This window comes from Microbacterium paraoxydans (assembly GCF_019056515.1).
Classification (GTDB): Bacteria; Actinomycetota; Actinomycetes; order Actinomycetales; family Microbacteriaceae; genus Microbacterium.
Genome location: NZ_CP064873.1, coordinates 1,387,467 through 1,414,342 on the forward strand (window position 1 = coordinate 1,387,467; position 26,876 = coordinate 1,414,342).

At 70.7% G+C, this 26,876-nt stretch carries 25 protein-coding genes and 1 pseudogene; 20 read left to right on the forward strand and 6 right to left on the reverse strand.

Annotated features, from left to right (window positions below; all coding sequences use genetic code 11):
• Positions 1 to 3: 3 nt before the first annotated feature.
• The 16 genes and pseudogenes from prmC (at position 4) to IZR02_RS06575 (ending at position 15,875) form a co-directional block, all read left to right on the forward strand.
• Positions 4 to 863: pseudogene (gene prmC, locus IZR02_RS06500) on the forward strand (peptide chain release factor N(5)-glutamine methyltransferase).
• A gap of 52 nt (positions 864 to 915) precedes the next feature.
• Complete coding sequence (locus IZR02_RS06505; protein WP_025103143.1) at positions 916 to 1,611, forward strand: L-threonylcarbamoyladenylate synthase; 696 nt, start codon at positions 916 to 918, stop codon at positions 1,609 to 1,611.
• Positions 1,608 to 2,780, forward strand: coding sequence for an MraY family glycosyltransferase (locus IZR02_RS06510; RefSeq protein ID WP_025103144.1), 1,173 nt, complete (start codon positions 1,608 to 1,610; stop codon positions 2,778 to 2,780). The genes IZR02_RS06505 and IZR02_RS06510 overlap by 4 nt, the downstream gene beginning before the upstream one ends.
• Positions 2,777 to 3,295 (forward strand): hypothetical protein, encoded by a 519-nt coding sequence (locus IZR02_RS06515; RefSeq protein WP_025103145.1) that lies wholly within the window; start codon positions 2,777 to 2,779, stop codon positions 3,293 to 3,295. Before IZR02_RS06510 ends, IZR02_RS06515 begins: the two co-directional genes overlap by 4 nt.
• A gap of 144 nt (positions 3,296 to 3,439) precedes the next feature.
• A complete protein-coding gene (gene atpB, locus IZR02_RS06520; RefSeq protein ID WP_036292497.1) occupies positions 3,440 to 4,228 on the forward strand; it encodes a F0F1 ATP synthase subunit A in 789 nt (262 codons plus the stop codon).
• Between the two features lie 43 nt (positions 4,229 to 4,271).
• Positions 4,272 to 4,508, forward strand: coding sequence for an ATP synthase F0 subunit C (gene atpE, locus IZR02_RS06525; protein ID WP_025103147.1), 237 nt, complete (start codon positions 4,272 to 4,274; stop codon positions 4,506 to 4,508).
• A gap of 27 nt (positions 4,509 to 4,535) precedes the next feature.
• A complete protein-coding gene (locus IZR02_RS06530; protein ID WP_025103148.1) occupies positions 4,536 to 5,093 on the forward strand; it encodes a F0F1 ATP synthase subunit B in 558 nt (185 codons plus the stop codon).
• Entirely contained in the window at positions 5,093 to 5,884 is a 792-nt protein-coding gene (locus tag IZR02_RS06535) for a F0F1 ATP synthase subunit delta (RefSeq protein WP_025103149.1), read from the forward strand. The genes IZR02_RS06530 and IZR02_RS06535 overlap by 1 nt, the downstream gene beginning before the upstream one ends.
• A gap of 47 nt (positions 5,885 to 5,931) precedes the next feature.
• Positions 5,932 to 7,572, forward strand: a complete 1,641-nt coding sequence (gene atpA, locus IZR02_RS06540; RefSeq protein ID WP_025103150.1) for a F0F1 ATP synthase subunit alpha — start codon at positions 5,932 to 5,934, stop codon at positions 7,570 to 7,572.
• Positions 7,573 to 7,591: 19 nt separating this feature from the next.
• Positions 7,592 to 8,488 (forward strand): F0F1 ATP synthase subunit gamma, encoded by an 897-nt coding sequence (locus tag IZR02_RS06545; RefSeq protein ID WP_025103151.1) that lies wholly within the window; start codon positions 7,592 to 7,594, stop codon positions 8,486 to 8,488.
• Between the two features lie 26 nt (positions 8,489 to 8,514).
• Positions 8,515 to 9,969, forward strand: coding sequence for a F0F1 ATP synthase subunit beta (atpD, locus tag IZR02_RS06550; RefSeq protein ID WP_025103152.1), 1,455 nt, complete (start codon positions 8,515 to 8,517; stop codon positions 9,967 to 9,969).
• A 2-nt stretch (positions 9,970 to 9,971) separates the two neighbouring features.
• Positions 9,972 to 10,232: a F0F1 ATP synthase subunit epsilon gene (locus IZR02_RS06555; RefSeq protein ID WP_025103153.1), complete on the forward strand. Its 261-nt coding sequence runs from the start codon at positions 9,972 to 9,974 to the stop codon at positions 10,230 to 10,232.
• A gap of 75 nt (positions 10,233 to 10,307) precedes the next feature.
• Positions 10,308 to 11,054 carry a YaaA family protein gene (locus IZR02_RS06560; protein WP_025103154.1) on the forward strand — a complete coding sequence of 249 codons (747 nt, stop codon included), beginning with the start codon at positions 10,308 to 10,310 and terminating at the stop codon, positions 11,052 to 11,054.
• 139 nt (positions 11,055 to 11,193) lie between these two features.
• The gene (locus tag IZR02_RS06565; protein ID WP_217316583.1) at positions 11,194 to 12,003 is read left to right on the forward strand and encodes a large exoprotein; all 810 of its coding nucleotides are present in this window, start codon (positions 11,194 to 11,196) and stop codon (positions 12,001 to 12,003) included.
• A 242-nt stretch (positions 12,004 to 12,245) separates the two neighbouring features.
• Complete coding sequence (locus IZR02_RS06570; RefSeq protein ID WP_025103156.1) at positions 12,246 to 13,043, forward strand: PP2C family protein-serine/threonine phosphatase; 798 nt, start codon at positions 12,246 to 12,248, stop codon at positions 13,041 to 13,043.
• 57 nt (positions 13,044 to 13,100) lie between these two features.
• Complete coding sequence (locus tag IZR02_RS06575) at positions 13,101 to 15,875, forward strand: FtsK/SpoIIIE domain-containing protein (RefSeq protein ID WP_025103157.1); 2,775 nt, start codon at positions 13,101 to 13,103, stop codon at positions 15,873 to 15,875.
• A gap of 43 nt (positions 15,876 to 15,918) precedes the next feature.
• Here the strand turns inward: IZR02_RS06575 and IZR02_RS06580 are convergent, their stop codons facing one another.
• Positions 15,919 to 16,914, reverse strand: coding sequence for an asparaginase (locus tag IZR02_RS06580; protein ID WP_025103158.1), 996 nt, complete (start codon positions 16,912 to 16,914; stop codon positions 15,919 to 15,921).
• Positions 16,915 to 16,995: 81 nt separating this feature from the next.
• On the opposite strand from IZR02_RS06580, the gene IZR02_RS06585 reads away from it, so the two are divergent.
• Positions 16,996 to 17,493, forward strand: coding sequence for an OsmC family protein (locus tag IZR02_RS06585; protein WP_029989208.1), 498 nt, complete (start codon positions 16,996 to 16,998; stop codon positions 17,491 to 17,493).
• Positions 17,494 to 17,502: 9 nt separating this feature from the next.
• On the opposite strand, the gene IZR02_RS06590 is transcribed toward IZR02_RS06585, so the two are convergent.
• On the reverse strand, positions 17,503 to 18,282 hold the full coding sequence (locus tag IZR02_RS06590; RefSeq protein ID WP_025103159.1) for a lysophospholipid acyltransferase family protein: 780 nt from the start codon (positions 18,280 to 18,282) through the stop codon (positions 17,503 to 17,505).
• Between the two features lie 124 nt (positions 18,283 to 18,406).
• Between IZR02_RS06590 and IZR02_RS06595 the strand changes: the two genes are divergently transcribed.
• Entirely contained in the window at positions 18,407 to 19,369 is a 963-nt protein-coding gene (locus IZR02_RS06595; protein ID WP_217316584.1) for an FKBP-type peptidyl-prolyl cis-trans isomerase, read from the forward strand.
• Positions 19,370 to 19,402: 33 nt separating this feature from the next.
• The gene (dxr, locus tag IZR02_RS06600; protein ID WP_025103161.1) at positions 19,403 to 20,485 is read left to right on the forward strand and encodes a 1-deoxy-D-xylulose-5-phosphate reductoisomerase; all 1,083 of its coding nucleotides are present in this window, start codon (positions 19,403 to 19,405) and stop codon (positions 20,483 to 20,485) included.
• A 12-nt stretch (positions 20,486 to 20,497) separates the two neighbouring features.
• Here dxr and IZR02_RS06605 read toward each other — a convergent pair whose 3' ends face one another.
• From IZR02_RS06605 to IZR02_RS06615, 3 genes are all read right to left on the reverse strand, one after another.
• A complete protein-coding gene (locus tag IZR02_RS06605) occupies positions 20,498 to 22,114 on the reverse strand; it encodes a Mur ligase family protein (RefSeq protein ID WP_025103162.1) in 1,617 nt (538 codons plus the stop codon).
• A 91-nt stretch (positions 22,115 to 22,205) separates the two neighbouring features.
• Positions 22,206 to 22,880 carry a YcnI family copper-binding membrane protein gene (locus tag IZR02_RS06610; RefSeq protein ID WP_025103163.1) on the reverse strand — a complete coding sequence of 225 codons (675 nt, stop codon included), beginning with the start codon at positions 22,878 to 22,880 and terminating at the stop codon, positions 22,206 to 22,208.
• Between the two features lie 93 nt (positions 22,881 to 22,973).
• Positions 22,974 to 23,558, reverse strand: coding sequence for a hypothetical protein (locus IZR02_RS06615; RefSeq protein ID WP_025103164.1), 585 nt, complete (start codon positions 23,556 to 23,558; stop codon positions 22,974 to 22,976).
• Between the two features lie 66 nt (positions 23,559 to 23,624).
• Here IZR02_RS06615 and IZR02_RS06620 point away from each other — a divergent pair, with 66 nt between their 5' ends.
• Positions 23,625 to 24,938: a M50 family metallopeptidase gene (locus IZR02_RS06620; protein ID WP_025103165.1), complete on the forward strand. Its 1,314-nt coding sequence runs from the start codon at positions 23,625 to 23,627 to the stop codon at positions 24,936 to 24,938.
• A 15-nt stretch (positions 24,939 to 24,953) separates the two neighbouring features.
• Here the strand turns inward: IZR02_RS06620 and IZR02_RS06625 are convergent, their stop codons facing one another.
• Positions 24,954 to 26,837: a chorismate-binding protein gene (locus tag IZR02_RS06625; protein ID WP_025103166.1), complete on the reverse strand. Its 1,884-nt coding sequence runs from the start codon at positions 26,835 to 26,837 to the stop codon at positions 24,954 to 24,956.
• Positions 26,838 to 26,876 lie beyond the last annotated feature (39 nt).

A 26,876-nucleotide genomic window follows, 5' to 3' on the forward strand; every position in this document is an offset into this window, starting at 1 on the left:
GCCATGCCCGACCTCTCCCTCGCCGCCGCCGTGCGCGCCGCGGCGCAGCGTCTCGCCGACGCCGGCGTGCCCGACCCCCTCGTCGATGCGGAGCTGCTCGCCGGACACGTCCGCGGACAGCGCAGGGGAGAGGTGCAGGCGGCGGTGATCCGCGGCGACCGGCTCACCGATGACGACGCGGCGGCGCTGGACGCCCTCGTCGACCGCCGCGCGCGCAGGGAGCCGTTGCAGCACCTCACCGGAACCGCGCCGTTCCGGCACCTGGAGCTCGCGGTCGGCCCTGGCGTCTTCGTCCCGCGTCCCGAGACGGAGACGGTGGTGCAGTACGCGATCGACGCTCTCCTGGGTTCGGGGGAGCCGTCACCGATCGGGGTCGACCTCGGCACCGGCAGCGGCGCGATCGCGCTCGCGATGGCCACCGAGGTGCCGCACGCCCGGGTGTACGCCGCTGAGCTCTCTCCGGAGGCGCACGCCTGGGCCCGACGCAACGTCGCTGGCGTCGAGAACCTCACCCTCGTGCTCTCGGACCTGGCAGACGCGTTCCCCGAGCTCGACGGCACCGCGAGCGTCGTCATCTCCAACCCGCCGTACGTGCCGGCGCAGGCGATCCCCCGCGATCCGGAGGTCCGGCTGTTCGATCCGGCGCTGGCCCTCTACGGCGGAGAGGACGGTCTCGACGTCGTCCGCGTCCTCAGCACGCGCGCACTGCGACTGCTCCGGCCCGGGGGACGCTGGTGATCGAGCACGGTGAGCTGCAGGGCGCTCCGATCCGGGAGCTGCTCGCGGCGGACGGCTGGCGGGCCGCGGCCACCCATCGCGATCTGACGCTGCGCGATCGCGCCACCACCGCCGTGCGTCCCTGATCAGAAGACGTCGAGCTCGTCCCGAACCCGCCCCGCGTAGAATCGAACCGTCATGTCCCCCATCTTCGACTGCAGCGACGAGGCGCAGCTCCTCGCCGGGATGCGCAACGCGCGTCAGGCGATCGGCCGCGGCGACCTCATCGTCATCCCCACCGACACCGTCTACGGCGTCGCCGCCGACGCCTTCTCGCCGCCCGCGGTGCAGCGCCTCCTGGATGCCAAGGGGCGCGGCCGCAATCAGCCGCCGCCCGTTCTCGTCGGCACGAAGGAGACGCTGACGGCCCTCGCGGAGGAGGTCCCGGAGCCGGTCCAGCGCCTCGTCGACGCGTTCTGGCCCGGCGGCCTCACGATCGTCCTTCCCGCGCAGCCCTCGCTGGTGTGGGACCTGGGGGAGACCAGGGGGACCGTGGCCGTGCGCATGCCCGAGGGGCGCGTGGTTCTCGAACTGCTGGCCGAGACCGGGCCGCTCGCGGTGTCCAGCGCCAACCTCACCGGGAAGGCGGCGGCGATCTCCGCGCTCGACGCCGAGAAGATGCTGGGCGACAGCGTCGCCGTGTATCTGGACGACGGCATGAGCAGGAACGGCGTCGCGTCCACGATCATCGACGCCACCTCGCTCGTCCGCCGCGCCTCCGACGCCGAGCCGGGCGTGGTCCGGGTCCTGCGGGACGGCGTGGTGACGAGAGAGCAGCTGCGCGAGGTCCTGGGCGATCTGCTCGAGCCGGAGCCGCAGGACGGGGATTCGTGAAGCAGTACCTCTTCACGATCATCGTCACCGCCGCGATCACCTTCGTGCTGACGTGGGCGGTGTGGCGGTTGAGCCTGCGCTTCAAGCTGTATCCCGGCATCCGCGAGCGCGACGTGCACACCACGCCGACGCCCCGCCTCGGCGGCGTCGCGATCTTCTTCGGCATCGTGGCCGCCTTCGCGATCTCGGCGGCCAACCCCTTCTTCCAGAGCATCTGGACGCCCCCGCAGACCATGTGGTCCATCCTCGCAGCCGCCCTCCTCATCGCCGTGATCGGGGTCATGGACGACCTCTGGGACATCGATTGGATGATCAAGCTCGGCGCGCAGTTCCTCGCCGCGGGCATCATCACCGTGGGTGGCGGCCTGCAGATCCTCTCCCTGCCGTTCGGTGACCTCATCGTGGTGTCGAGCTGGCTGAGCATCACGATCACGATGTTCGCGATCGTGATCGTCATGAACGCCGTGAACTTCATCGACGGCCTCGACGGTCTCGTCGCCGGCGTCTGCCTGATCTCCAACGGGGTGTTCTTCGCCTACTCGTACATCTTCACGCGCGACTCCGGTGCCTCGAGCTACTTCAACCTCTCCACGTTCCTCGCCGCGGTCCTCATCGGGGCGTGCCTCGGGTTCCTGCCGTTGAACTGGAGCCCGGCGAAGCTGTTCATGGGCGACTCCGGTGCGCTCGTCATCGGCCTGCTCATGGCGACGTCGGCCATCGCGATCACCGGACAGATGGACCCCTCGGCGCTGGACCCGGAGCGCCTCGGACGCTCGCAGCTGATCGGTGCCTTCCTGCCCATCCTGCTTCCGCTGCTCGTCGTGCTCCTGCCGCTCCTGGACTTCGGGCTCGCCGTGCTGCGCCGGATGAGCGCCGGCCGCTCGCCGTTCTCCCCGGACCGCAAGCACCTGCACCACCGGATGCTGGACCTCGGTCACCGCGACCGCGACGCCGTCCTCATCTTCTACGCCTGGACGGCCGTCATCTCGCTCGCCGTCCTCCTGATGTACGTCGGCGCCAGGGAGGACTGGCCGGGCCAGTACATCCCCGGCGTCGTGTTCGGCGTCGTCGGCATCGCCGCGTGCCTCGTCATCACCCTGAGTCCCACCCGCCGACGCAAGACCGCCGCGGGCGCCGCGCCCGACCCGATCCCTCTGGAGCCCCGATGAGCCCGAGCCCCGTTTCCAGCACCCCGATCCTGCGTCGCACGCTCATCTGGTCGGCCGTGGCCACCGTCGTGCTCGCCCTCGTCGCCGGCGGCATCGGATTCGCCGTCGCGCAGGGGGAGGGGCTGATCAGCGGACTGCTCGGCGTGCTCCTCGCTGCGCTCTTCCTCGGCATCACCGGGCTGAGCATCCTCATCGCGAACCGGTGGTACGGCGACCCGCTCTATGTGCAGCTCTTCTTCGCGATCGTGCTCGGCGGCTGGCTGCTGAAGCTCGGCGTCTTCGTCGTCGTGATGATCCTGCTCGCGGGACAGCCGTGGATCGAGCCGATGGTGTTCTTCCTGTCGATCGTGGCGGGCGTGCTCATGTCGCTGATCATCGACGTGGTCGTCCTGACCCAGATGCGCCTGCCGAACGTCAGCGACACCACGCTGCCCACCGAGGTGCCGGAGGACCGCGCCCCGGGAGCGGCGAACGATGCCCCGGACGGCCCGGCGGACACGGCCCCGCGGTCTTAGGGCACCCTTGGATTCTGATAGTGTTGAGGAGTGCCCGCCGCTCGCCCGCGAGCGCTTGCGCTGTGTAGCACACCGACCATCGTCGCCCCGGTTCTGACCGGTGCCCCGAAGCTGGAGCCCGCGCTGTTTAATCTTGCTGCGACCCTGACCCCCCGACTCGCGTCCTCTGATGGCGAGTTCCACGGCCCTTCGATCGATGAGTTCTTCCCGGAGATCCTCTTCCACGTCGGACCCATCCCGGTCAACCGGATCCACCTGATCCAGTTGCTCTCGGTGATCGCCGTCGTCCTGATCCTCTGGCTCGGCACCCGCCGCATGAAGGTAGTGCCCGGCCGGTTCCAGAGCCTCGTCGAGATGGGCCTCGGCTTCGTCCGCGGCGGCATCGCCCACGACCTGTTGGGCCGCAAGGACGGCGACCGGTTCCTGCCGATCCTCACCACGATCTTCTTCATGGTGCTGTTCATGAACATCACGGGCATCATCCCGTTCCTGAACATGCCGGGAACGGCGATCATCGCGGTGCCGCTCACGCTCGCCGTGGTCAGCTACGTCACGTTCATCTACGCCGGCATCAAGAAGAGCCCGAAGAACTTCTTCAAGAACGCCCTCTTCCCGTCGGGCGTGCCGTGGCCGGTCTACTTCATCGTCACGCCGATCGAGCTCATCTCGACGTTCATCATCCGCCCGGTGACCCTCACCCTGCGACTGCTGATGAACCTCGTCGTCGGCCACATGATCCTGGTCCTCTGCTTCGCAGCGACCCAGTTCTTCTTCTTCACCGCGGGTGGCGGCTGGGCCGCCCTCGGTATCGGAACCCTCGCCTTCGGTGGCGCCTTCACTCTCTTCGAGATCCTGGTGGCCGTCCTGCAGGCATACGTCTTCACCGTCCTCACCGCGGTCTACATCCAGCTCGCGGTCGCAGAAGAGCACTGAGCGGGCGGGCAACAGCCCTCCCACCCAACGAAAGGAAAAACCCGTGGACGCAACTACGGTTCTCGCTGAAATCAACGGCCACCTCGCGGCGGTCGGCTACGGCCTCGCGGCCATCGGCCCGGCCATCGGTGTGGGCATCGTGGTCGGCAAGACCATCGAGGGCGTCGCCCGTCAGCCCGAGCTGGCCGGTCGCCTGCAGGTCCTCATGTGGATCGGTATCGCCTTCACCGAGGCGCTTGCGTTCGTCGGCATCGCCGTCGGATTCATCCCCTTCCCGTAATCCCCACCGACTTCTGAAGGAGACAGGATGCTGAACGCTCTTGTCACGAACCTCGCGGCTGAGGGTGAGGCGGCGAACAACCCGCTGATCCCCGCGTGGTACGACATCATCTGGTCGGGCTTCTGGTTCCTCATCATCCTCGCCGTCGTGTGGAAGGTCGCCCTTCCCCGTCTGACGAAGATGCTCGACGAGCGGTCCGCCGCCATCGAGGGCAACATCGCCAAGGCCGATGAGGCGCAGAAGCAGGCGGAAGCGGCTCTCGAGGAGTACACCCGGCAGCTCGCCGAGGCGCGTACCGAGGCCGGTGAGATCCGTGAGGCCGCCCGTGAGGACGGCAAGAAGATCATCGCCGAGGCGAAGGAGACCGCAGCCAGCGAGGCCGCGCGTCTGACCGCCACCGCGCACACGCAGATCGAGGCCGAGCGCCAGACGGCTCTCGTCTCCCTGCGCAGCGAGGTCGGCTCGCTCGCTCTCGACCTCGCCGGCGGCGTGGTCGGCGAGACGCTCTCCGACGACGCTCGCGCGGCCGCCGTGGTCGACCGCTTCCTCGCCGATCTCGAAGCATCCGAGAAGGCGGCTCAGTAATGGGCAGCGCGACCGCTCAGGCACTCGCGGCATCCACTCAGACGCTTGCCGCAGCGAAGGACGTCACCCTCGAGACCGCGCGCGAGCTGTTCGCGGCCGCGCGGGCCGTGGGCGAATCGTCTCAGCTGAGCGGCGCGCTGGCTGACCCCTCGGCTCCGACCACGGCCCGGCAGAACGTCGTGTCCGCGGTGTTCGGCCAGTACGGCTCCGCAGCGCAGGACGTCCTGCGCACCGCGGTCGCCGAGCGCTGGTCGAACGCGTCCGAGCTGATCGACGGCCTCGAAGAGCTCGCGATCCGGGCGGCGACCATCGCCGAGCCCGGCGCGGACATCGAGGGAGAGCTCTTCGGCTTCTCGCGCGTGATCGCGGCGAACCCGGAGCTCGAACTCGCTCTCGGCAGCCGGCTCGGGGGAGAGGACGCGAAGGCCGCCCTGGTCGAGCGTCTCCTCGCCGACGCCTCCGCCAGCGCTCCGACGGCCCTCATCGTCACGTCCCTCGTGCGTCAGCCGCGCGAGCGCCGGGTGCGGCAGCTGCTGAGCCGGGCGATGCGCATCGTCTCGAGCCAGCGCGGCCGCCTCGTGGCCACGGTGCACACGGCGACCGAGCTCAGCGACGCCCAGCGCACGCGACTCGGCCAGACGCTCTCGCAGCGATACGGCGGCCAGGTGTCCCTCAACGTCGTCATCGACCCCAGCGTCGTCGGAGGCCTGCGCGTGCAGATCGCCGATGACGTCATCGACGGCAGCATCTCCGCACGACTCGCCGACCTTCGCCAGAAGCTCGCGGGCTAACACGACTTCGCGCGGGGAACCGCGCACCCAGATACAAAGGGAAGACAATGGCAGAACTATCGATCAGCCCCGACGTCATCCGTGACGCGCTGAAGGATTTCGCCGCCGCGTACGAGCCCACCGGGGCCGCGGCGACCGAGGTCGGCACCGTCATCGACGCCGCCGACGGCATCGCTCACGTCGAGGGACTTCCCGGCGTCATGGCGAACGAGCTCGTGACCTTCGCCGACGGCACCAAGGGTCTCGCGCTGAACCTCGACGAGCACGAGATCGGCGTCGTCGTCCTCGGCGACTTCACCGGCATCGAGGCCGGTCAGGAAGTCACCCGCACGGGTGAGGTCCTCTCCGTCCCGGTCGGTGACGGCTACCTCGGCCGCGTGGTCGACCCGCTCGGCAACCCGATCGATGGCCTCGGCGCGATCGCGACCGAGGGTGTCCGCGAGCTCGAGCTCCAGGCCCCCGGCGTCATGCAGCGCAAGTCGGTCCACGAGCCGATGCAGACCGGCATCAAGGCCATCGACGCGATGATCCCGGTCGGCCGCGGCCAGCGCCAGCTCATCATCGGCGACCGTCAGACCGGCAAGACGGCCATCGCGATCGACACGATCATCAACCAGAAGGCCAACTGGGAGTCCGGCGACGTCAACAAGCAGGTCCGCTGCATCTACGTCGCCATCGGTCAGAAGGGCTCGACCATCGCTTCGGTGAAGGGCGCGCTCGAAGAGGCCGGCGCTCTGGAGTACACCACCATCGTGGCGGCTCCGGCGTCCGACCCCGCCGGCTTCAAGTACCTCGCTCCGTACACCGGTTCGGCCATCGGCCAGCACTGGATGTACGGCGGCAAGCACGTCCTGGTCATCTTCGACGACCTGTCGAAGCAGGCCGAGGCCTACCGTGCCGTCTCCCTGCTGCTCCGCCGCCCGCCGGGCCGCGAGGCCTACCCGGGCGACGTCTTCTACCTGCACTCGCGTCTGCTCGAGCGGTGCGCGAAGCTGTCCGACGAGCTCGGTGCCGGTTCGATGACGGGTCTCCCGATCATCGAGACCAAGGCGAACGACGTCTCGGCGTACATCCCGACCAACGTGATCTCGATCACCGACGGCCAGATCTTCCTGCAGTCCGACCTCTTCAACGCCAACCAGCGTCCCGCGGTCGACGTGGGTATCTCGGTGTCGCGTGTCGGTGGTGACGCCCAGGTGAAGTCGATCAAGAAGGTCTCCGGAACGTTGAAGCTGGAGCTGGCGCAGTACCGCTCGCTCGAGGCGTTCGCGATGTTCGCGTCGGACCTCGACGCCGCGTCGCGCCGTCAGCTCTCGCGCGGTGCCCGTCTGACCGAGCTGCTCAAGCAGCCGCAGTACTCGCCGTACCCGGTGGAGGAGCAGGTCGTCTCGATCTGGGCCGGCACCAACGGCAAGCTCGACTCGATCGAGGTCGAGGACGTGCTGCGCTTCGAGCGCGAGCTGCTCGACTACCTGCGTCGCAACACCAAGGTGCTCGACACGCTGCGGGAGACGAACGTGCTGGACGACGCGACCGTCGCCGAGCTCGACAAGCAGACCGACAACTTCCTCCTGGAGTTCCAGGGCGGCAAGGGCCACGCCATCGGCGCCCCTGGTCACGAGGAGCACGCTGCGGCCGAGGCCGAGGACGTCAACCAGGAGAAGATCGTCAAGGGTCGTCGCGCGTAATCGCGTGAGGTACTGATTCATGGGCGCTCAACTCAGGGTCTACAAGCAGAAGATCTCTTCTGCTCAGACGACCAAGAAGATCACGAAGGCGATGGAACTCATCGCGGCTTCGCGCATCCAGAAGGCGATGGCACGCGTCAAGGCGTCCACCCCCTTCGCGCGGGCCGTGACGAGGGCCGTGTCCGCCGTCGCGACGCACTCGAACGTCGACCACCCGCTCACCCGCGAGCCCGAGACGATCCGCCGCTCCGCGGTCGTGATCTTCTCGTCGGACCGCGGCCTCGCCGGAGCCTTCAACTCGCAGATCCTCCGTGAGGGTCTCGAGGTCGCGGAGCTCCTGCGCGAGCAGGGCAAGGAGCCGGTGTTCTACCTCGTGGGCCGCAAGGCCGTCGGGTACTTCCAGTTCCGTCGTATCGAGGCCGCTGCAGAGTGGACCGGCGACACCGACACCCCCTCGTTCCACACGGCGGAGGAGATCTCGCAGACGCTTCTCGAGGCCTTCAACCGTGGGGGAGAGGACGGCGGCGTCGACGAGATCCACCTCGTGTACAACCGCTTCGTCAGCATGATGACGCAGTCGCCGGAGTCCGTGCGCCTGCTGCCGCTGGAGATCGCGGAGGCCGACGACTCGGAGGCGGGCAGCACCGTCTACCCGCTGTACGAGTTCGAGCCCGACGCCGAGACGGTGCTCGACGCGATCCTGCCGGTGTACATCCAGAGCCGCGTCTTCAACGCCCTCCTGCAGTCGTCCGCCGCCAAGCAGGCCGCGACGCAGAAGGCGATGAAGTCGGCCAGCGACAACGCCGACAAGCTCATCACCGACTACACCCGCCTGCGCAACAACGCGCGTCAGGCCGAGATCACCCAGCAGATCGCCGAGATCGTCGGTGGCGCCGACGCTCTCGCATCGAGCTGACAGACCCTCAGGAAAGAGACGAAGAAATGACCACCACCGCCACGGCTGAGCAGCCGGCGACCGCGGTCGTCGGGCGCGTCGCCCGCGTCAACGGTCCGGTTGTCGACATCGAGTTCCCGCACGACTCGATCCCCGACATCTACAACGCGCTGAAGACGACGATCACGATCGGCGAGGAGTCCACCGAGATCACGCTCGAGGTCGCGCAGCACCTCGGCGACGACCTGGTCCGCGCCATCGCCCTGAAGCCGACCGACGGCATCGTCCGCGGTCAGGAGGTGCGTGACACCGGTGAGGCCATCTCGGTCCCCGTCGGTGACATCACCAAGGGCAAGGTCTTCAACGTGATCGGCGAGGTCCTCAACGGCGAGCCCGGTGAGACCATCGAGGTCACGGAGCGCTGGCCCATCCACCGCAAGGCCCCGAACTTCGACCAGCTCGAGTCGAAGACCACGATGTTCGAGACGGGCATCAAGTCGATCGACCTCCTCACCCCGTACGTGCAGGGTGGGAAGATCGGTCTCTTCGGTGGTGCCGGCGTCGGCAAGACCGTCCTCATCCAGGAGATGATCCAGCGCGTCGCGCAGGACCACGGTGGCGTGTCGGTGTTCGCCGGTGTCGGTGAGCGCACCCGTGAGGGCAACGACCTCATCCACGAGATGGAGGAGGCGGGCGTCTTCGACAAGACCGCCCTCGTCTTCGGCCAGATGGACGAGCCGCCGGGGACGCGTCTGCGCGTCGCGCTGTCGGCTCTGACGATGGCGGAGTACTTCCGTGACGTGCAGAAGCAGGACGTGCTGCTCTTCATCGACAACATCTTCCGCTTCACGCAGGCCGGTTCCGAGGTCTCCACGCTGCTGGGCCGCATGCCCTCCGCCGTGGGGTACCAGCCGAACCTCGCCGACGAGATGGGGCTCCTCCAGGAGCGCATCACCTCGACGCGCGGTCACTCGATCACCTCGCTGCAGGCGATCTACGTGCCGGCCGACGACTACACCGACCCGGCTCCGGCCACGACCTTCGCGCACCTCGACGCGACGACCGAGCTCTCGCGTGAGATCGCGTCGAAGGGTCTGTACCCGGCCATCGACCCGCTGACCTCGACGTCGCGCATCATGGACCCCCGCTACTTGGGCGAGGACCACTACCGCGTGGCCACCACGGTCAAGCAGATCCTCCAGAAGAACAAGGAGCTGCAGGAGATCATCGCCATCCTCGGTGTCGACGAGCTCTCCGAGGAAGACAAGATCGTCGTGTCGCGTGCACGTCGCATCCAGCAGTTCCTCTCGCAGAATACCTACATGGCGAAGAAGTTCACGGGCGTCGAGGGCTCGACCGTGCCGCTGAAGGAGACCATCGAGTCGTTCGATGCGATCACCCGCGGTGACTTCGACCACGTCGCCGAGCAGGCCTTCTTCAACGTCGGTGGCATCTCCGACGTGGAGGAGCGCTGGGCGCAGATCCAGAAGGAGAACGCCTGACCATGGCGCTGCACGTCAGCCTCGTCTCCGCCGACGCGGAGGTCTGGACGGGAGAGGCGAGCCTCGTGGTCGCCAAGACCGTCGAGGGCGAGATCGGCTTCATGTCCGGTCACGAGCCGGTGCTGGCCATCCTCGCCGAGGGCCAGGTCCGGATCACCCAGACGGATGGCGCCAAGGTGCTGGCGAACGCGCAGGACGGATTCCTCTCGATGGAGGGCGACGTCCTGACGATCGTGGCCGGCAACGCGGCACTCATCTCCTGACAGTCCTGTACATCGCGTCCGCCTCGACACCCGCCCGGGTGCCGAGGCGGACGCGTCTCTTTTCCCCGAGGTTTCATGAAGATCCTGCTCCCGCCGTCCGAGACCAAGCGCGAGGGCGGTGACGGCAGCCCGCTGGACGTGTCGGCGCTCGCGCTTCCCGATCTCGCGCCGCAACGGAACGCCGTGATCGACGCGCTCATCGCTCTCGCGGACGACGAGGATTCGGCGCGCCGCGTGCTCAAGCTCAGCGAGCGGCAGCGAGGAGACGTCGCACACAACAGGGCTCTGCGAAGCGCACCCACGATGCCCGCGGTGGACCGCTACACCGGGGTGCTGTTCGACGCCCTCGACGCGGCATCGCTGTCCACCGCGTCCCGCCGCTGGCTGGATGCCCATGTGTGGATCCACAGCGCCCCGTTCGGCCCCGTCGCCGCCCTGGACGCGATTCCGACGTATCGGCTCGCTGCCGGCACGGCGCTGCCCGGAGTGACGCCGCTCCGCCGCCACTGGGCCGATCCGACGACAACGGCGATCGCGGCCGACGCCCCCGCGTTCGTCCTCGATCTGCGCAGCGAAGCCTACGCAGCGCTCGGTCCGGTCCCGGGCGCGGTGTCGTCGGCGTACGTGCGGGTCGTCACGGAGCAGGGGAGAGCCTTGAACCACTTCAACAAGAAGAGCAAGGGGCTGCTCCTGCGCGCGCTGGCGGAGGATCGTCCGCGGCTGGGCTCTCTCCGTGCGCTGCAGCGGTGGGCCCAGGCGCATGACGTCGTGCTCCGGGACGGGAAGGTGCCCGGCGAGGTCGAGCTGGTCGTCGCCGACTGACGCCCGCCCCGAGCCCGGCGAATCGCCTCCGGCGGTCGTTGCCGCCCCCTGGGCGCACCGCTACCATGTCCAATGCGAGGCGGGGAGTCTCGTGGTGGGGGACGAAAGCCGTCTCCCCTGACCAGAGAATGTGAGCCTCATGGGTTACGACGACTACGGAGCGGGGTATCTCGGCCTGCTCTTCGCCTACTTCTTCGTCATTCTGCTGATCGCGGTCGCCGGATACGTCCTGGTGTCGCTCTTCTACATGAAGATCTTCCAGAAGGCCGGAGTCCAGGGGAACTGGCGCGCCTGGGTGCCGGTCTACAACTCCATGATCTTCTTCAAGCTCGGCGACCTGAGCCCGTGGCTCGTCCTCTACGGGATCGCGGGTGCCGCGCTGCTGAGCTGGATCGGCATCGGCTTCCTGTTCTCGCTCGCCCTCGGGGTGCTCTCGGCCATCGCCGCGTGGCGCGTGGGTCTCAAGCTCCAGAAGGACGCCGTCTGGGTCGTCCTCTACGTCTTCCTCGCCGTCGTCTGGCTCGGCATCAACGCCTTCGACAAGTCGCGCTGGAACCCGAACATCCAGCCGGCACCGTGGGCGGGCAACGGATTCCTCGGCGACCGCACGGTCTGGGACGGCATCCCCGTCCAGCCCGCCGCGGCCGCGCCGCAGCAGGGCTACGGCGCGCCCCAGGGGTACGGTGCCCCGCAGGGCTACGGCACCCCTCCGCAGGGGTACCCTCCTCCGACGCAGCCGTACACCCCGCCCGCCGCTCCGGGCTACGCACCGCCGGCCGCGCCGACCGCTCCGGCGACGGGAGCGCCGATCCCTCCGGTGCCGCCCACCACTCCGCCGGCTCCGCCCGCGGCTCCGCCCACGACGCCTCCCGCGCCTCCCGCGGCTCCGCCTGCGGCGCCTCCGGCTCCGCCGACCACGCCGAACGATCCCACGCAGCCTCCTGCGTGACGACGGTGGAAGAACCCCGGCCTCCGGACCGGGGGTTCTTCGCGTCCGTGGTGCCGGCACGCCCCGACATGCCGCTAACGTGGAGGCATGGACTCGTCGCACCGGAGGGCCGTGCACTCTCCTCCTTTCGTCCCGCGCCCCGTTCACAGATACCCCGGTGCGGAGCAGGAGAGCGAGTTCCACTACGATGTGTGAGTATCCTGCGCCCGTCCCCTTCGCCGCAGGTCCATCGGAGGCAGTTCGTGGCTGAGACCAAGACGCACACCGTCACGGTTGCGCATCGTCCGTTGCTGCTGTCCTGGGCCGGGGTCACCGACCAGGGGCGACGCCGGGAGACGAATCAGGACGCGCTGCTCGCCGAGTACCCGTTGTTCATCGTCGCGGACGGCATGGGCGGCCACGCCGGCGGGGAGATCGCCAGCCAGAGCACCGTCACCCGGCTGCGCGCGGTGGTGGACGCGGACGAGGTCTCTCCGTCCGCGATCGAGAAGGCGCTCGCTCTCGCGGTGGACGACATCGCCGGGCACCCGGACACCACCGATGAAGGCACCGGCACCACGCTCACGGGTGTGTATCTCGATGAGCGCGAGGGGGAACCGCACTGGGTGGCGCTGAACATCGGCGATTCCCGCGTGTACCTCCTCCGCGACGACCGGCTGCTGCAGGTCACGACGGATCACTCGGTCGTGCAGGAGCTCATCACAGCGGGAAAGCTCAGCCCGGAAGAGGCCGAGGGACACCCGTACAGCAACGTGATCACCCGCGCCGTCGGCGCCAGTGAGCTCACCGCGCCGGACTACGTGACCATCGACGTGCGGCCGGGAGATCGCTTCGTGATCTGCTCCGACGGACTCACGAAGGAGCTCACGGACTACGGCATCCAGCACTTCCTCCGCGCGCACGCCGATCCGGGGGAGAGCGTCGACGCGATGCTCGCCGCGGCTCTCGACAACGGCGGTCGCGACAACGTCACCGTGATCGTCCTGCAGGTCAGCGACCCCGAGGACTCCTCCTCCCCATCCGACGACTCCGCGGAGTAGCGCCCCGCAGCCTGTGGAGAGGCCGCATCGGCACCGGGGGTGGGATGCACTGGGGGCATGGACCCTTCGCCGCTGCTCCTGCCGTCCGCATCGACACCGCTCCGCCGCCGCCCGCTTCCCCTCGTCGCCGCCGTCGTCCCCGTGGCGGCCGGCCTCGCGCTCTGGATGACGACGGGGGCCGTGCACGCGCTGTGGTTCGCGGCTCTCGGTCCCCTGATGCTGGGCGCTTCTCTCCTCGACACGGCCCGGGGGCGCCGTCGGGAACGGAAGGCCGACGCGCTCAGGGTGAGCACCGCCTGGGCCGACATCGAGGCCGAGCTGCATCGTCGCCACGCGCAGGAGCGGGCGCAGGGGGAACGCCGTCATCCGGATGCGGCATCCTGCATCCGCGACCGACCGTTGCGGGATGCCCGACCGCCGGGCGACGACACCCCGCTGGTGGTGGGACGCGGATCCCGGGCGAGCGGGGTGCGCTGCGAAGGCGGTGACGACGCCCGTGCTCACGCCTTCCGCCGCCGCTGCGCGGTGTTGGAGGACGCGCCGTGGGTCGTCGCCCTCGGCCGTGGGGTGTGCCTCCGCGGCCGGGAGCCGCTCGTGCAGGCCGCAGCTCGCGCTCTCGTGATCCAGCTCTGCCTGCGCTTCTCGCCGAGCGTGCTGTCCCTCGTCGGCGACGAGGGGTGCGACCCGGCGCTCCGAGCGCTTCCGCATGCGCAGCGAGCGCGACGCGGCGGATTCCGTCTCGCCCTCGCCACCGGTTCGGCCGGCGGGTCGGGGCCACGTGCGGATGCCGTGATCTGGACCGTTCCGTCCGGCGCCGAGGTCCCGGAGGGCATCACGACGGTGATCGACATCGAGGAACCGGGCGCGGCCACGCTGCGGACGCCGGACGGCGAGGCCGACCTCGCCGTGGAGTTCCTCTCTTCCGCCCAGGCAGCGGCCGCGGCGGAGCTGTGCGGCGCGCGGGACGGGGCGGCACCCGCCGTCACCGCGACAGCCCTGCGAGACCTTCCGCAGCCGCCGGCGGGGCCGGGCCTCCGCGTCGCGCTGGGCACCGGGGGGGATGGCGCGCCCGTGGGAGCCGACATCGTCGAGGACGGTCCGCACGCCATCGTGACCGGGATGACGGGCACGGGCAAGAGCGAGCTCCTCGTCAGCTGGGTCGTCGCGGTCTGCGCGGGACACGGCCCTGACCGGGTGAGCTTCCTCCTCGCGGACTTCAAGGGAGGAACGGCCTTCGACCGGTTGCGCGGTCTGCCGCAGGTGGTCGGCGTCATCACCGACCTCGATGAGACGGAGGCGCGACGCGGGGTCGCCAGCCTCGCCGCCGAGATGCGGCGTCGCGAGGCAGCCCTCGCCGCGATGGGCGCCCGGGACGTGCGCGAGACCGACCTGCCCCGTCTGGTCATCGTCGTCGACGAGTTCGCCGCCTTGCTGCAGGAGCACGCGGAGCTCGCGGCGGTGTTCACCGATGTCGCGGCGCGGGGGCGTGCGCTGGGCATGCACCTGATCCTGGGCACCCAGCGCGCCGCCGGTGTCATCCGTGACGCTCTCGCGACGAACTGCCCGCTGCGGATCAGCCTCCGCGTCGCGGAGGCCGCCGACAGTCGAGCGGTGATCGGGACCGGGGAAGCGGCGGATCTGCCCGGGGGCGCGGACGGGCGCGGTCGGGCGCTGCTCCGACGCCCCCAGGACGAGGAGCCCCACCCCGTGCGCACAGCGCTCGCGGATGACGAGCACATCCGTCGCATCGGGGAGCGGTGGTCCGGTACGACTCCGTCCGCACCGCCGTGGCACCCGGCCCTCCCCACGCACCTGCCGCTCGAGACGCTGCGGGCCGGGTCGAGGACGGGCGACCGGAGAACCGAGGAGGGGCCGCTGATCGTGCTCGGACGCGCCGACGACCCCGACCACCAGGCGCAGCCGCTGGAGGTCCTGCGTCCGGGGCGCGAGCGCGGCCTCGCTGTGCTCGGCGCTCCGGGGACCGGCAGGACGACAGCGCTGCGCGTGATCGCCGCGCAGTATCCGGAATGCACGTGGTTCCCTGATGACCCCGAGAGCGCCGTCGATCAGCTCCTCGCATGGACGGAGGAGGACGGCGCTCCGTCCGATGTCGTGCTCGCCGACGACCTCGACGCTCTCCATGCGGCGCTGCCTCTCGAAGACGGTCAGGACTTCGTCCAGCGCTGGGAGCACCTCGTGCGGTCGAAGGCGGCCGTCACCTGGGTGCTGGCGGCGAGCCGGGCCGTGGGCCCTCTGGCGCGCGTGTTCGATGCGCTTCCGCGACGGGCGGTGCTCCGGATGCCCACCCGGGTCGAGCACCTCGCCGCCGGTGGCGAGCTGGCGGCCTTCCGACGAGACCGGCCGCCGGGGCGGGCGGTCCTCGAGGAGCGGGAGATGCAGTTCGCGTGGATCGACACCGAGGGCGTGCCCGTACGGCCGGTGCAGCCCCTCCGAAAGGTGGCGCCGGCCTGGGCACCGGCGGGGGAGCTGACGGCGCTGGTCACCCCGGGCGCGGCCTCGGTCGTCGAGACGCTGGCCTCGGCGCACCCGGAGTGGGACGTGCAGGCCGCTCGTCCCGAGACGAGCCGGACCGGCAAGCCGCTCGTGCTCGTCGCCGATGCCGAGAGCTGGCAACGTCACTGGGCGCTGTGGCAGCGGGTGCGGTCGCACGGCGAGGTGCTCATCCGGGCGGAGCGGCCCAGCGAGCTGCGTCAGCTCGTCGGCGTCCGCGTCCGCCCGCCGTACGCCCGACCCGACGCCGGACGCGCGTGGTCCGTGATCGGCGACCGCGCACCCCGGCGTGTGGTCATCGATGCTCTGGGGCGTCGATGACCACCCGACGGCGGCACACGGATCCCGTGCCGCGGATATGCGGTCAGATACCCGCGCCGGGCCGGACGACGCCGACGCGGGAGCCGCCACCGAGCACCGCGAGCGGCAGGGCCTCGGCCAGCGCGGTCACGTCGGCCTCGCTGAGGCCGCCGGCGCGCGCCAGCAGCGTGGCGGCCACGATCGTCGATGCCCGGGCACCGCCGTCCAGCATCTTGAGGGCGACCGTGGTCCCGTTCGGAGCCACCATCACCATGACGCCCTCCGCGCCGCCCTTCGCGAAGACGCCGAGCCGCTCGATCGCGATCGTGTCAGGGCGCCCCGGACCATCGATGGTCCAGGGGTTCTCGCGGACGGCCTTCACCAGGGCGCCGGCCACCCGATGCAGCGCGAACGGGGAGCGCTCGGAGGCGGTGCCGACGCGGTGGATCGCACGGGCCAGGCCCGTGAGGGTGAGGGCGTACACCGGGGCGCCGCAGCCGTCGATCGCGGTGTGCGCCATCTTCTCGCCGGTCAGGCGTTCGATGACGTCACGGATGTGGGCCTGGAGCGGGTGGGTCGGTTCGAGGTAGCCCTCGACGGGCCAGCCGGTCGCGATGCAGGCGCGGAGCATCGCGGCGTGCTTGCCCGAGCAGTTCATCCGGACCCGCGCCTCTTGGCCGTGCTCGCGCACCATCTCGTCGCGGGACGCGGAGTCGCTTGGCCACGCCGGGGGACAGGCGAGGTCGTCCTCGTTGAGGCCGCCGGCGGTGAGCATCTCGCGAACGACCTCGGCGTGCCGGTCGGTTCCGGAATGGCTGGCGGTGGACAGAGCCAACTGCTCTCCCTCGAGCACGGCGCCCGCCGTGAGGCAGGCGACTGCCTGCAGGGGCTTGAGGCTGGAGCGGGGGAGGATCAGTGCCTCCGCGTTCCCATGCCGCGCGACCACCTCGCCCTCGGGCGACAGCACGACGGCCGCACCGGCATGACGCGACTCGATGAAGCCGCTCCGCTCCACGACGGCGAGTTCGACGGAATCCTGAACGGTGAGAGTCTCCAGCACCCGACAACTCTACCGGCGGGTGCGGCGCGGCTCCGTCGAGGGCGGAGCCCGGGTGTCGGCGCCGCCTGGCAGACTGGGCGCATGCCAGAGCAGACGACTCCCCGGGCCCTCGGCGAGCACCGCTACGCCCTCACCTCCACCTGGACCGGCAACGCCGGGTCCGGCACGAGCGGTTATCGCGACTACCGCCGTGACGTCACGATCGAGGTCGAGGGGAAGCCCGAGCTGCTCGCGTCGTCCGACAAGCCCTTCCGCGGCGATCCGTCGCGCTGGAATCCGGAGGACCTCTTGCTGGCCTCCCTCTCGGAGTGCCACCTGCTGTCCTATCTGCACGCGTGCGTGACGGCCGGCGTGGTGGTCGTGTCCTATCGCGACACCGCGAGCGGCCTGATGCGCGAGAACGGCGCCGGCGGCGGGTCTTTCGTCGAGGTGCTGCTGCGACCGGAGGTCGTCGTCGCCGAGGCGTCGATGATCGAGGCGGCCGAGCGGGCGCACGCCCAGGCGAACGAGTGGTGCTTCATCGCCAACTCGGTCAACTTCCCCGTCCGGCACGAGGCGACGGTGACGGCCGCCGGCTGAACGGGGCGCTCAGCGGCGCTCGTGCGGGAGCGCCTGCTTGATCTTCTCGATCGCGTTCTGCGCCGGCGCCTCGTTGTAGGTGCCCGCGAGCTCCTGACCGGAGAGGGCGTGGATCGCGGCCATGATCTCGTCGGTCGCGAGTCGGCGCGCGCGGCCGCTCGTCGCCGGTCCGTGCGGAGACAGATCCAGGGGCTCCCCGAAGCGCACGGTGATCCGCTCGGACAGCGTGGGCATCTTGGCGCCGACCGGCATCACCTTGTCGGTGCCGATGAGTCCCACGGGGACGACGGGGGCGCCGGTCTGCAGGGCGAGGAACGCCACGCCCGTGCGGCCCTTGTACAGCCGGCCGTCGGTGGAACGGGTGCCCTCGGGGTACAGCGCGACGGCGAGGCCCTCGTCGAGGAGCTGACGCTGCAGATCGAGGGCGTCGAGCGCCGCCTGGCCGGCGCCGCGGCGGACCGGGATCGCGCCGATCGCCTCGAAGAACGTCTTGGACGCCCAGCCCTTCACGCCGGTGCCCTCGAAGTAGCTCGACTTCGCGAGGAAGTGCACGGGCCGCGGAGCCGCCACCGGGATGGCGATGGAGTCGATGAACGACAGGTGGTTGCTGGCGAAGATCACCGGGCCGGTGGTGGGGACGTGCTCGCGTCCTTCGATGTGCGGCCGGTAGACGAGCCGGGCGAGCGGGGCGATGAGGCTGCGGCCCAGGGCGTAGGTGAACCCGGCGTGCCGGGGCTTCGGGGAGTCCTCTGAGGGGGTTTCGGGGTCCACGGACTGCTCAGAGCTCATCAGAGCAGGCTACTCCCGGATCCATGCCGACGTGGGAATGAAGACTCGCGCCGCCGCTTCCCAGCGCGAGCAAAGGGCGATGAGGCAGGATGGAAGCTCCCGCCCGCGATCGTGAGGTCTTCCTGTGCGCACCCGTCCGCTGCTCGTCCTGTCCACCGTCGCTGCGGCGACCCTGCTGCTGGCGGGCTGCTCCGGGAATGGCGATCCGCAGAGCACCTCCTCCCCGGACGCCTCCGGGTCGAGCCAGTGCCTCGTGAACGCGAAGGCCGGCGACACCTCGGACGCCATCGAGGTGGAAGGCGAAGGCCTCGACGCCACGATCACGGTTCCCGACGATGCGGAGTTCGCGAACGTCGAGCGGACCGTCGTGTCCGAGGGCGAGGGAGACGACCTCGCGGCGAACGACCTCGTCTCCGTCCAGTACCAGATCGTCGATGCCGCCAGCGGCGACGTGGTCGACTCGTCGGCGCGCGGCGAGGACGGCACGCTCCCCGTGCTCCTCGACCCGAACCAGTCGTCGCTGTTCGTCGCCGCGCTGGAGTGCGAGCCGGTCGGATCCCGCGTCGTCCTCGCCATCCCCGGCAGCGCGCTCGGTGAGGGGCAGAGCAACATCGTCGTCTACGCGGAGGCCGTCGACCGACTCCCCGAGGTCGCGACCGGAGAGCCCGTCGAGCCGACCGCCGGCATGCCCGAGGTCGAGCTCGACGACGACGGCAAGCCGTCCGTCACGATCCCGGACGGCGACGCGCCGACCGAGACGAAGGTCTCCGTCCTCAAGCAGGGCGACGGGGCGACGGTCGCGTCCGGCGACCTCGTGGTCGTCCAGTACCTCGGCGTGAAGTGGTCAGACGGCGAGGAGTTCGACTCCAGCTGGAGCCGCGACGCCGCCCCCGCGCAGTTCCAGACCACGGGGGTCGTCGCCGGCTTCCAGAAGGCGCTCGAGGGGCAGAAGGTCGGTTCGCAGGTCCTCGTCGTCATGCCGCCGTCCGACGGCTACGGCGCGACTGAGGGCCACGAGCTGCAGGACGAGAGCCTCGTGTTCGTCGTCGACATCCTCGCGACGACCCCGGTCCAGCCGCAGCAGTAGGGCCGCCGTCGCGGCGTGTCCTAGGCTGGCGTCATGCGTCGCGTCATCATCCTCGGCTCCACCGGTTCCATCGGCACCCAGGCGCTGGATGTGATCCGTGCCAATCCTCGACGCTTCGAGGTCGTCGGTCTCGCCGCAGGGTCGAACGCGGCGATGGTGGCCGAGCAGGCGGCGCAGTTCCAGGTGGAGCACACCGCTCTCGGCGCGGCGGAGGCGGAGCAGCTGGTCCGCGACGTCGAAGCCGATGTGGTGCTGAACGGGATCACCGGCTCGATCGGTTTGGGCTCGACACTGGCTGCGCTGGAGGAGGGGCGGACGCTCGCCCTGGCGAACAAGGAGTCGCTGATCGTCGGCGGTGATCTGGTGCTCGCCGCGGCGGCGCCCGGTCAGATCGTCCCCGTGGACTCCGAGCACTCCGCCCTCGCGCAGGCTCTGCGCTCCGGTACGCACGACGAGATCCGTCGGCTCGTGGTCACGGCCTCGGGCGGGCCCTTCCGCGGGAAGTCGCGCGACGAGCTCACCGCCGTCACGCCGCAGGATGCGCTCGCGCACCCGACGTGGAACATGGGACGCACCGTCACCACGAACTCCGCCACGCTGGTCAACAAGGGCCTCGAGGTCATTGAGGCGCACCTGCTGTTCGACGTGCCCTACGACGACATCGACGTCGTCGTGCACCCGCAGTCGATCGTGCACTCCATGGTGGAGTTCATCGACGGATCCACCATCGCCCAGGCCTCGCCGCCGGACATGCGGCTGCCGATCTCGCTGGGCCTCGACTGGCCGCACCGGGTGGGCGGTGTGGGCCGCCCGCTGGACTGGACCACCGCCACCTCGTGGACGTTCGAGCCGCTCGATGACATCGCCTTCCCCGCGGTGGCACTCGCGAAGGCGGTCGGGCGTGCCGGAGGCACCTTCCCCGCGGTCTACAACGCCGCCAACGAGCAGGCCGTGGACGCGTTCCACGAGGGACGCCTGCCGTTCCTCGGCATCGTCGACACCGTGCAGCGGGTCGTCGACGCGCACGACGCTCCGGACGCGCTGACCGTGGAATCGCTCGCGGCGGCGGAGGACTGGGCGCGGCGGAAGGCCGACCAGCTCATCGCCGCCGCCTGACGCGGCGCGGGCTCAGTCCTCGTCCGGGTACGGCACGGGCCAGCGCGGCTCCGGGACGGGCCATCCGGCGGCCTTCAGCGCACGCCGGGAGAGCTCGCGGGCGGAGTACGGCGTCCGCACTCCGCGGATGTCGCGGTAGTCCTGGTGGCCGGGTCCCGCCCAGAGGATCGCGTCGCCGTCGCCGACGAGTCCGACGGCGGCCACGATCGCGGCCTCCGGCGGGGAGTACTCGTGGATCTCGGCGTCGGGACGGGCGCGACGCGCGCCCTCGACGAGCGTGGCGCGGATCGACGCCGGGTCCTCGAACCGGGGGTGGTGATCGGTCACGACGAGGATGTCGCTGCCCTCCACCGCGGTGCGGGCCATGTCGAAGCGCTTGCTGGCGTCGCGGTCCCCGTCGGCCCCGAAGAGCATGAGCACCTTGCCGGGGGTCACCCGCCGCACGGCGGCCAGGGTCTTCTCGAAGGCGTCGGGCGAGTGGCCGAAGTCGACGAAGACGGCCGGTCCTCGCGCGCCCGAGACGAGCTGCGTGCGACCGGGCAGGTAGGCGTGGATGCCGCCGTCGCGCTGCAGGGCCCCGACGATCCGCTCCCAGGCATAGCCGCCTTCGAGCAGCATGACGATCGCCAGCGCCGCGTTCGCGGCCATGTGCGGACCGATCACGGGGACGGTCGTGGTGAGCGTGCCGGCCGGTCCCGTCATCGTGAACGTGGTGCCGGTCGCCCGCTCGTCGTCGATGACGACCACCCAGTCCGCTCGCGATGCCTGATCGGCGTCGGCGGCGATGGAGGGCGTCCCGACGGTGACGACCGGGATCCCGGAGCGTTCGACGACAAGGGCGCCGGAGGAGGAGTCGAGGCAGACGACGCCGCGCACGGCGCGGTCGGGACGGAAGAGCGGCAGCTTCGCCTCGAAGTACTCCTCCATGTCGGCGTAGTCGTCGAGGTGATCGTGGCTGAGGTTGGTGAACCCCGCGACGTCGAACCGGATGCCGTCGACGCGGTGACGGGACAGGGCCTGGGCACTGACCTCGACCGCGACGGCCTCGACCTCGCGCTCCCGCATCAGCGCGAGGAGGGCATGCATCTCGGAGGCCTCGGGTGTGGTGAGCCGCGAGACGATGACCTCACCCGCGATGTGCCGTTCGGCGGTGGAGGAGAGCCCGGTGACGACGCCCATCTGCTCGAGGATGCCCTCGAGGAGGTGGGAGACGCTCGTCTTGCCGTTCGTCCCGGTGGTCGCGAACAGGAGGGGGAGCGGATCCTCCGCGCCCGTGCCGTACACCCAGGCGCTCAGCGCGCCGAGCACGCCGCGGGGGTCGTCGACGATGAGGATCGGGAGGCCGGCGTCGGCGGCGATGTCGGCACCCGCCTGGTCCGTGATCACCGCGACCGCTCCCTTCTCGGCGGCGGTCTTCGCGAAGTCCGCGCCGTGGCGGTTCACGCCGCGGATGGCGACGAAGGCCTCGCCCGGGCGCAGATCGGCCGTGGCGAGGGTGATGCCACTGAGAGCGACGCCCTCCACATCGCCCCGCACGGAGCGGGCGAACAGGGAGGCGAGTTCGGACAGCTCGCGCCGGGGCGGGTTCGCCGGGCGGAGCACGGGGGGCAGGGTCGGCTGTTGTTCCATCGACATGTCGTCTCCATGTTCTCACGGCCGCGGTGTCAGCCCGGGCGGGTCGGTCCGCCGCGCGCCGGAGCCGGGCGCGGCGGACCGGAGGTCAGGCGCGGCGGCGGAACGCGAGCACCGCGACCACCAGCGCCGCGACGCCGGCGAGCAGACCGCCGGCACCCAGCGCGATGCCCAGCGCGTCGTCGCCGTCGTCCGCCGTCGCGGGCTGCGGCGCGGCGCTCGTGCCGTGACCGTCCGCGGTGCCGTCCGTGACCGTCACGACAGGCGCGGGGGAGTCGAGGTCGTGCGGGTCCTCACCCTTCTCGGCGAGCTGCGTCCACTCGGTCGCGCCGTCCACGCACTGCTGGACCACCGGGAAGGCGAGCGTTTCGGGCGTGTCCTCATCCAGGCCCACCGACATGCTCACGGCGCCGCGCAGGTCGGTCGGCACCGGCGTGAGGGCGGTGTACGTGACGGCGCTCACGAGACCGTCGTCGCCGCGCTCGACCTGGATGGTCCAGTCGCCGTCGAGCGTGGGGGCGACCGAGGCGAGGCCGTCCGGCATGGTGATGCGCAGGGCGGTGGTGGGCGAGGTGCCGCAGCCGTGCGAGAACGAGAAGGTCAGCACGCCGTGGTCGCCCGCGGCGAGCTCGTCCGGGCTGACGCTGACGTGCGCCCCGGCCATCGCGGGGACGGCGAGGGCGAGGGCGAGTCCGCCGACGACGCCGGTGGCTCCGAGGAGGGTGCGGCGCGGACGACGGGGACGGATGGTGGTGTTCGACATGGGGTCTCCAGATGCTCGTGTGCGGGCGCGCCGGAACAGCGCAACCCGGAAGGATGGGCCGTCGAACGGCGACGGCCGGATCGAGGGGACGGCTCAGCCGCCGAGGAGCATCGGAGGACCGCGTCGCGAGACCACGGCGGTCGTCGCGACGTCGAGCGGAGGGAGGAGGGCGGAGCGCAGCGGACGCGGGGGAGCGGGAGGCGTGGAGGCGGGCGTCGCCGTGCGTCGGAGGGCGGCTCGGAACCAGCGGGCGATCGTGCGCAGCACGCTCTCGCCATGCCACAGCAGCACCGTCGTCAGCAGGGCGGCGACGAGGTGCGCTGCCAGCATCAGAGTGCCGGGCCCCGGAGCGGGCGACAGGGGTCCCAGCGCGCTCAGGTCGAGGTGGTGGGAGTGGACGCCGAGTCCCGGCGCCTCCTCGGCGGTGGGCGCCCCCAGGAGCTGGAAGAGCAGGTGGAACGCGCCCTGCGCCAGGATCACGGCCACCGCGACTCGGGCGCGCGAGGACCGACGGCGGACCACGGCGGCGGAGAGCGGCACGAAGAGCGTCGCGACGGCGGCGATGAGCAGCGGGTGCGGGGCGGCCCCGCCGGCGAGCGTGTGGGAGACGGCCGCGAGGAGCGTGGCGATCGCGGACACGGCGGCGGCGCGGAGGAAGCGCAGCTGCCGGGACGTCATCGTGCCAGCCTAGCGACGCTGCGCGAGCCGGGCGGATTCCTAGGCGGCGGGCAGTAGCGTGGGCTCGTGGAATTCCTGCTCTATCTGGGCGGCATCGTGTTCATGCTGATCGGCCTCGGCCTCTCGATCGGTCTGCACGAGGTCGGCCACCTCGTCCCCGCGAAGCTCTTCGGCGTGCGTGTCGGCCAGTACATGATCGGCTTCGGGCCGCGCCTGTGGTCGAAGCGGATCGGGGAGACGGAGTACGGCTTCAAGCTCCTGCCCCTGGGCGGCTTCATCTCCATGTCGGGGATGTATCCGTCGTCGAAGGACAGCGGGCCCGCGTCCGGGGCGTTCCGCACGCTCATCCAGGACGCGCGCTCGGCCAACGACGAGACCATCGCGGAAGGCGCCGAGGACCGGGTCTTCTACAAGCTGCCGGTGTGGAAGCGCGTGATCGTGATGCTCGGCGGACCGCTCATGAATCTCGTGCTGGCCGTGGTGATCTTCACCGTCCTCGTCAGCGGGATCGGCGTGCAGCAGGGGACCACCACGGTCGCGGCGGTGAACGAGTGCGTGGTCCCCGCGTCGTCGACGGCGACCGAGTGCGGGGCCGACGATCCGGAGTCCCCGGCCGCTGCGGCCGACGTGCAGCCGGGCGACGTCCTCGTGTCGATCGACGGGAAGCCGGTGTCGACCTTCGCGGAGGCCACCGCCATCGTCCAGGCCTCACCGGGCGAGCCCCTCGCCCTCGTCGTGCGCCGGGACGGCACCGAGCGGACGCTGACCCTCACGCCCATCGCCGCGGAGCGCACCATCACGGACGCGAGCGGGCAGCCGGTGCTCGACGACGACGGCGATCCCGTCGTGAAGGAGGTCGGCTATGCGGGGATGATCGCGCAGATGGGCTACGTGCAGCAGCCGCTGACCGCCGGACCCCAGCTGGCGGCGGACACCGTCGCCCGGGTCGGCTCGCTGATCGTCACGCTCCCGGTGCGGCTGTGGGACGTCGGGGTCTCGCTCGTGACGGGAGGGGAACGCGATCCGAACGGGCCGCTGAGCGTCGTCGGCGTCGGGCGTCTCGCGGGCGAGGTGGCCGCGACGGACGCTCCGGTGCTCAACCGCTTCGCCGTGCTGCTCGGCCTTCTCGGCTCGCTCAACGTCGCGCTCTTCGTCTTCAACCTGATCCCGCTGCTGCCGCTCGACGGCGGGCACATCGTCGTCGCGCTGTGGGAGGGGATCAAGCGGGCGTGGGCGAAGCTGTTCCGGCGGCCGCCCCCGGCCCCGGTCGACGCCACCAAGCTCGTGCCGCTGACCGTCGTCGTCGCGACGCTGCTCATCGCGATGGGCGCGCTCCTGCTCGTGGCCGACCTGTTCAACCCGGTCAAGCTCCTGGGCTGAGCGGCCGGAACGCGCTCAGCGCAGGGCGTGCGCCGCCAGGCGCTCCAGCGTGCGGATGCCGTCGCGGGACAGGATCGATTCGAGGTGGCCCTGCACCGATGCGAAGCCATCGCCGCGGAGCGCGTAGACGTCTCCGGTCACCGGATCCGCGGAGACCTCGGCCGGGCCCACCGTGGTCGCTCCGGGGTCGACCCGTGCCGTGAAGGTGTTGTAGAACCCGATCGAGGCGTCCTCGCCGAACACCGGCACGGCCTTCTGCAGCCCCTGGTGCGGAGCGTCGAGGGGCGTCAGCGCGATCCCCATCCGGTCCGCCAGGATCTGGTGGCTCAGGCAGACCGCGAGCAGCGGCGAATGCGCCTGCAGGCGGGCCGCCACGATCTCGCGCATCCGGGCGATGCGCGGGCTCGCGTCGTCTCGGGGGTCGCCGGGGCCGGGGCCGGCGACGACGAGATCGGCCGTCTCGACCGCTTCGTCGTCCACCTCGTCCCAGGACGCGATGGTCACGTCGAGCCCGAGGTGCCGCAGCTGATGCGCGAGCATTGTCGTGAAGCGGTCCTCGGCGTCGACGACGAGGGCGGAGCGGCCGGAGAACGGACCGGTGAAGTCCTCGCCCTGCGGGTTCAGCCAGAACTCGGCGAGGCGGGCGTTGCGCGAGGAGAGGAGCGCGGCGACGTCCGGGTCGTCCGCGAGACGCCGCGGCTCACCGGGGGCGTCGGCGTCGCTGCGGGCCTCGGCGACGCGGTCCCGATCGATCGCGCCGATCGCGCCGAGCACGCCGGCGGCCTTGCCGTGGGTCTCGGACACCTCGCCGTGCGGGTCCGAGTGACGGACGAGGGTCGCGCCGACGGGCACGCTCAGCTCGCCGTCGCGCAGGTACACGGTGCGGATGAGGATGGGCGCGTCGAGGTCGTGCCCGCCATCGGCGTTGGGCGTGAAGAGCGCCGCGACGCCCGAGTAGTAGCCCCGGGGCTTGCGCTCGTGCCGCCGGATCACGGCGCAGGCGTTCTGCATGGGGGAGCCGGTGACGGTCGGGGCGAACATCGTCTCGCGGAGGATGTCCCGCGGGTCCAGCCCGCTCCGTCCGCGCAGCATGTACTCGGTGTGCGTCAGCCGCGACATCTGCTTGAGATGCGGGCCGGTGATGCGTCCGCCGTCGGCGCAGACGGCGCTCATCATCTTGAGCTCCTCGTCCACGACCATGAACAGCTCCTCGGTCTCCTTGGTCGACGCCAGGAAGTCGGTGAGCGTCTCCTTCGTCGCGCCGCCGGCCGGATGCCGGAAGGTGCCCGAGATGGGGTTCATGGTGACGACGCCGCCGCGGGCCACGACGTGCGCCTCGGGGCTCGCCCCGACCGCGATGTGCCCGGGGGTGACGACCGCGAACGTCCAGTAGGCGCCGCGCTCGTGGGCGAGCAGAGCCCGGAACCAGGTGAGCGCCGCCTGGCGCTCGTCGGCCTCGACGGTCGCGGTGAAATCGCGGCGGATGACGAAGTTCGCACCCTCGCCGCGGCCGATCTCGTCCGCGATCACGGTCTCGACGATCCGCGCGTACTCCTCGTCCGCGATGTCGAAGCCCTCATCGCGGAGCGCGATCGGGGCGGTCGGAAGCGCGTCGAGCACAGCAGCAGTTGGCAGGTCGAGGTGCTCCGCGACGACGAGGCAGCGCAACGGGGCGCCGTCGTCCTGGGCCACGAAGCCGCGTTCGCGGACCTGCCGATACGGGACGAGCGCGAACACCTCCCGCGGCTCTCCCTCGACCGTCAGGGGGATGTCGGCGAGCAGGTCGACGTCGGTCACATCTCCGGTGAGCAGCTCGACGGTGTCCGCGCCGTCCCGGGCGATCAGCACGAAGGACGCGGTGGGGTCGGCGCTGAGCTCGTCGAGGCGAGAGAGGGTCATCGATGTCTCCTGTGCGAGGGCTCCGGCTCGGCGCAACGA

Excerpts from the sequence above, each read along its gene's own strand:
- IZR02_RS06505 (WP_025103143.1), top strand. The coding sequence starts at position 916 with ATGTCCCCCATCTTCGACTGCAGCGACGAGGCGCAGCTCCTCGCCGGG.
- IZR02_RS06515 (WP_025103145.1), top strand. The coding sequence starts at position 2,777 with ATGAGCCCGAGCCCCGTTTCCAGCACCCCGATCCTGCGTCGCACGCTC.
- IZR02_RS06530 (WP_025103148.1), top strand. The coding sequence starts at position 4,536 with ATGCTGAACGCTCTTGTCACGAACCTCGCGGCTGAGGGTGAGGCGGCG.
- IZR02_RS06535 (WP_025103149.1), top strand. The coding sequence starts at position 5,093 with ATGGGCAGCGCGACCGCTCAGGCACTCGCGGCATCCACTCAGACGCTT.
- atpA (WP_025103150.1), top strand. The coding sequence starts at position 5,932 with ATGGCAGAACTATCGATCAGCCCCGACGTCATCCGTGACGCGCTGAAG.
- IZR02_RS06545 (WP_025103151.1), top strand. The coding sequence starts at position 7,592 with ATGGGCGCTCAACTCAGGGTCTACAAGCAGAAGATCTCTTCTGCTCAG.
- atpD (WP_025103152.1), top strand. The coding sequence starts at position 8,515 with ATGACCACCACCGCCACGGCTGAGCAGCCGGCGACCGCGGTCGTCGGG.
- IZR02_RS06555 (WP_025103153.1), top strand. The coding sequence starts at position 9,972 with ATGGCGCTGCACGTCAGCCTCGTCTCCGCCGACGCGGAGGTCTGGACG.
- IZR02_RS06560 (WP_025103154.1), top strand. The coding sequence starts at position 10,308 with ATGAAGATCCTGCTCCCGCCGTCCGAGACCAAGCGCGAGGGCGGTGAC.
- IZR02_RS06565 (WP_217316583.1), top strand. The coding sequence starts at position 11,194 with ATGGGTTACGACGACTACGGAGCGGGGTATCTCGGCCTGCTCTTCGCC.
- IZR02_RS06575 (WP_025103157.1), top strand. The coding sequence starts at position 13,101 with ATGGACCCTTCGCCGCTGCTCCTGCCGTCCGCATCGACACCGCTCCGC.
- IZR02_RS06585 (WP_029989208.1), top strand. The coding sequence starts at position 16,996 with ATGCCAGAGCAGACGACTCCCCGGGCCCTCGGCGAGCACCGCTACGCC.
- IZR02_RS06590 (WP_025103159.1), bottom strand. The coding sequence starts at position 18,282 with ATGAGCTCTGAGCAGTCCGTGGACCCCGAAACCCCCTCAGAGGACTCC.
- dxr (WP_025103161.1), top strand. The coding sequence starts at position 19,403 with ATGCGTCGCGTCATCATCCTCGGCTCCACCGGTTCCATCGGCACCCAG.
- IZR02_RS06605 (WP_025103162.1), bottom strand. The coding sequence starts at position 22,114 with ATGGAACAACAGCCGACCCTGCCCCCCGTGCTCCGCCCGGCGAACCCG.
- IZR02_RS06610 (WP_025103163.1), bottom strand. The coding sequence starts at position 22,880 with ATGTCGAACACCACCATCCGTCCCCGTCGTCCGCGCCGCACCCTCCTC.
- IZR02_RS06615 (WP_025103164.1), bottom strand. The coding sequence starts at position 23,558 with ATGACGTCCCGGCAGCTGCGCTTCCTCCGCGCCGCCGCCGTGTCCGCG.
- IZR02_RS06625 (WP_025103166.1), bottom strand. The coding sequence starts at position 26,837 with ATGACCCTCTCTCGCCTCGACGAGCTCAGCGCCGACCCCACCGCGTCC.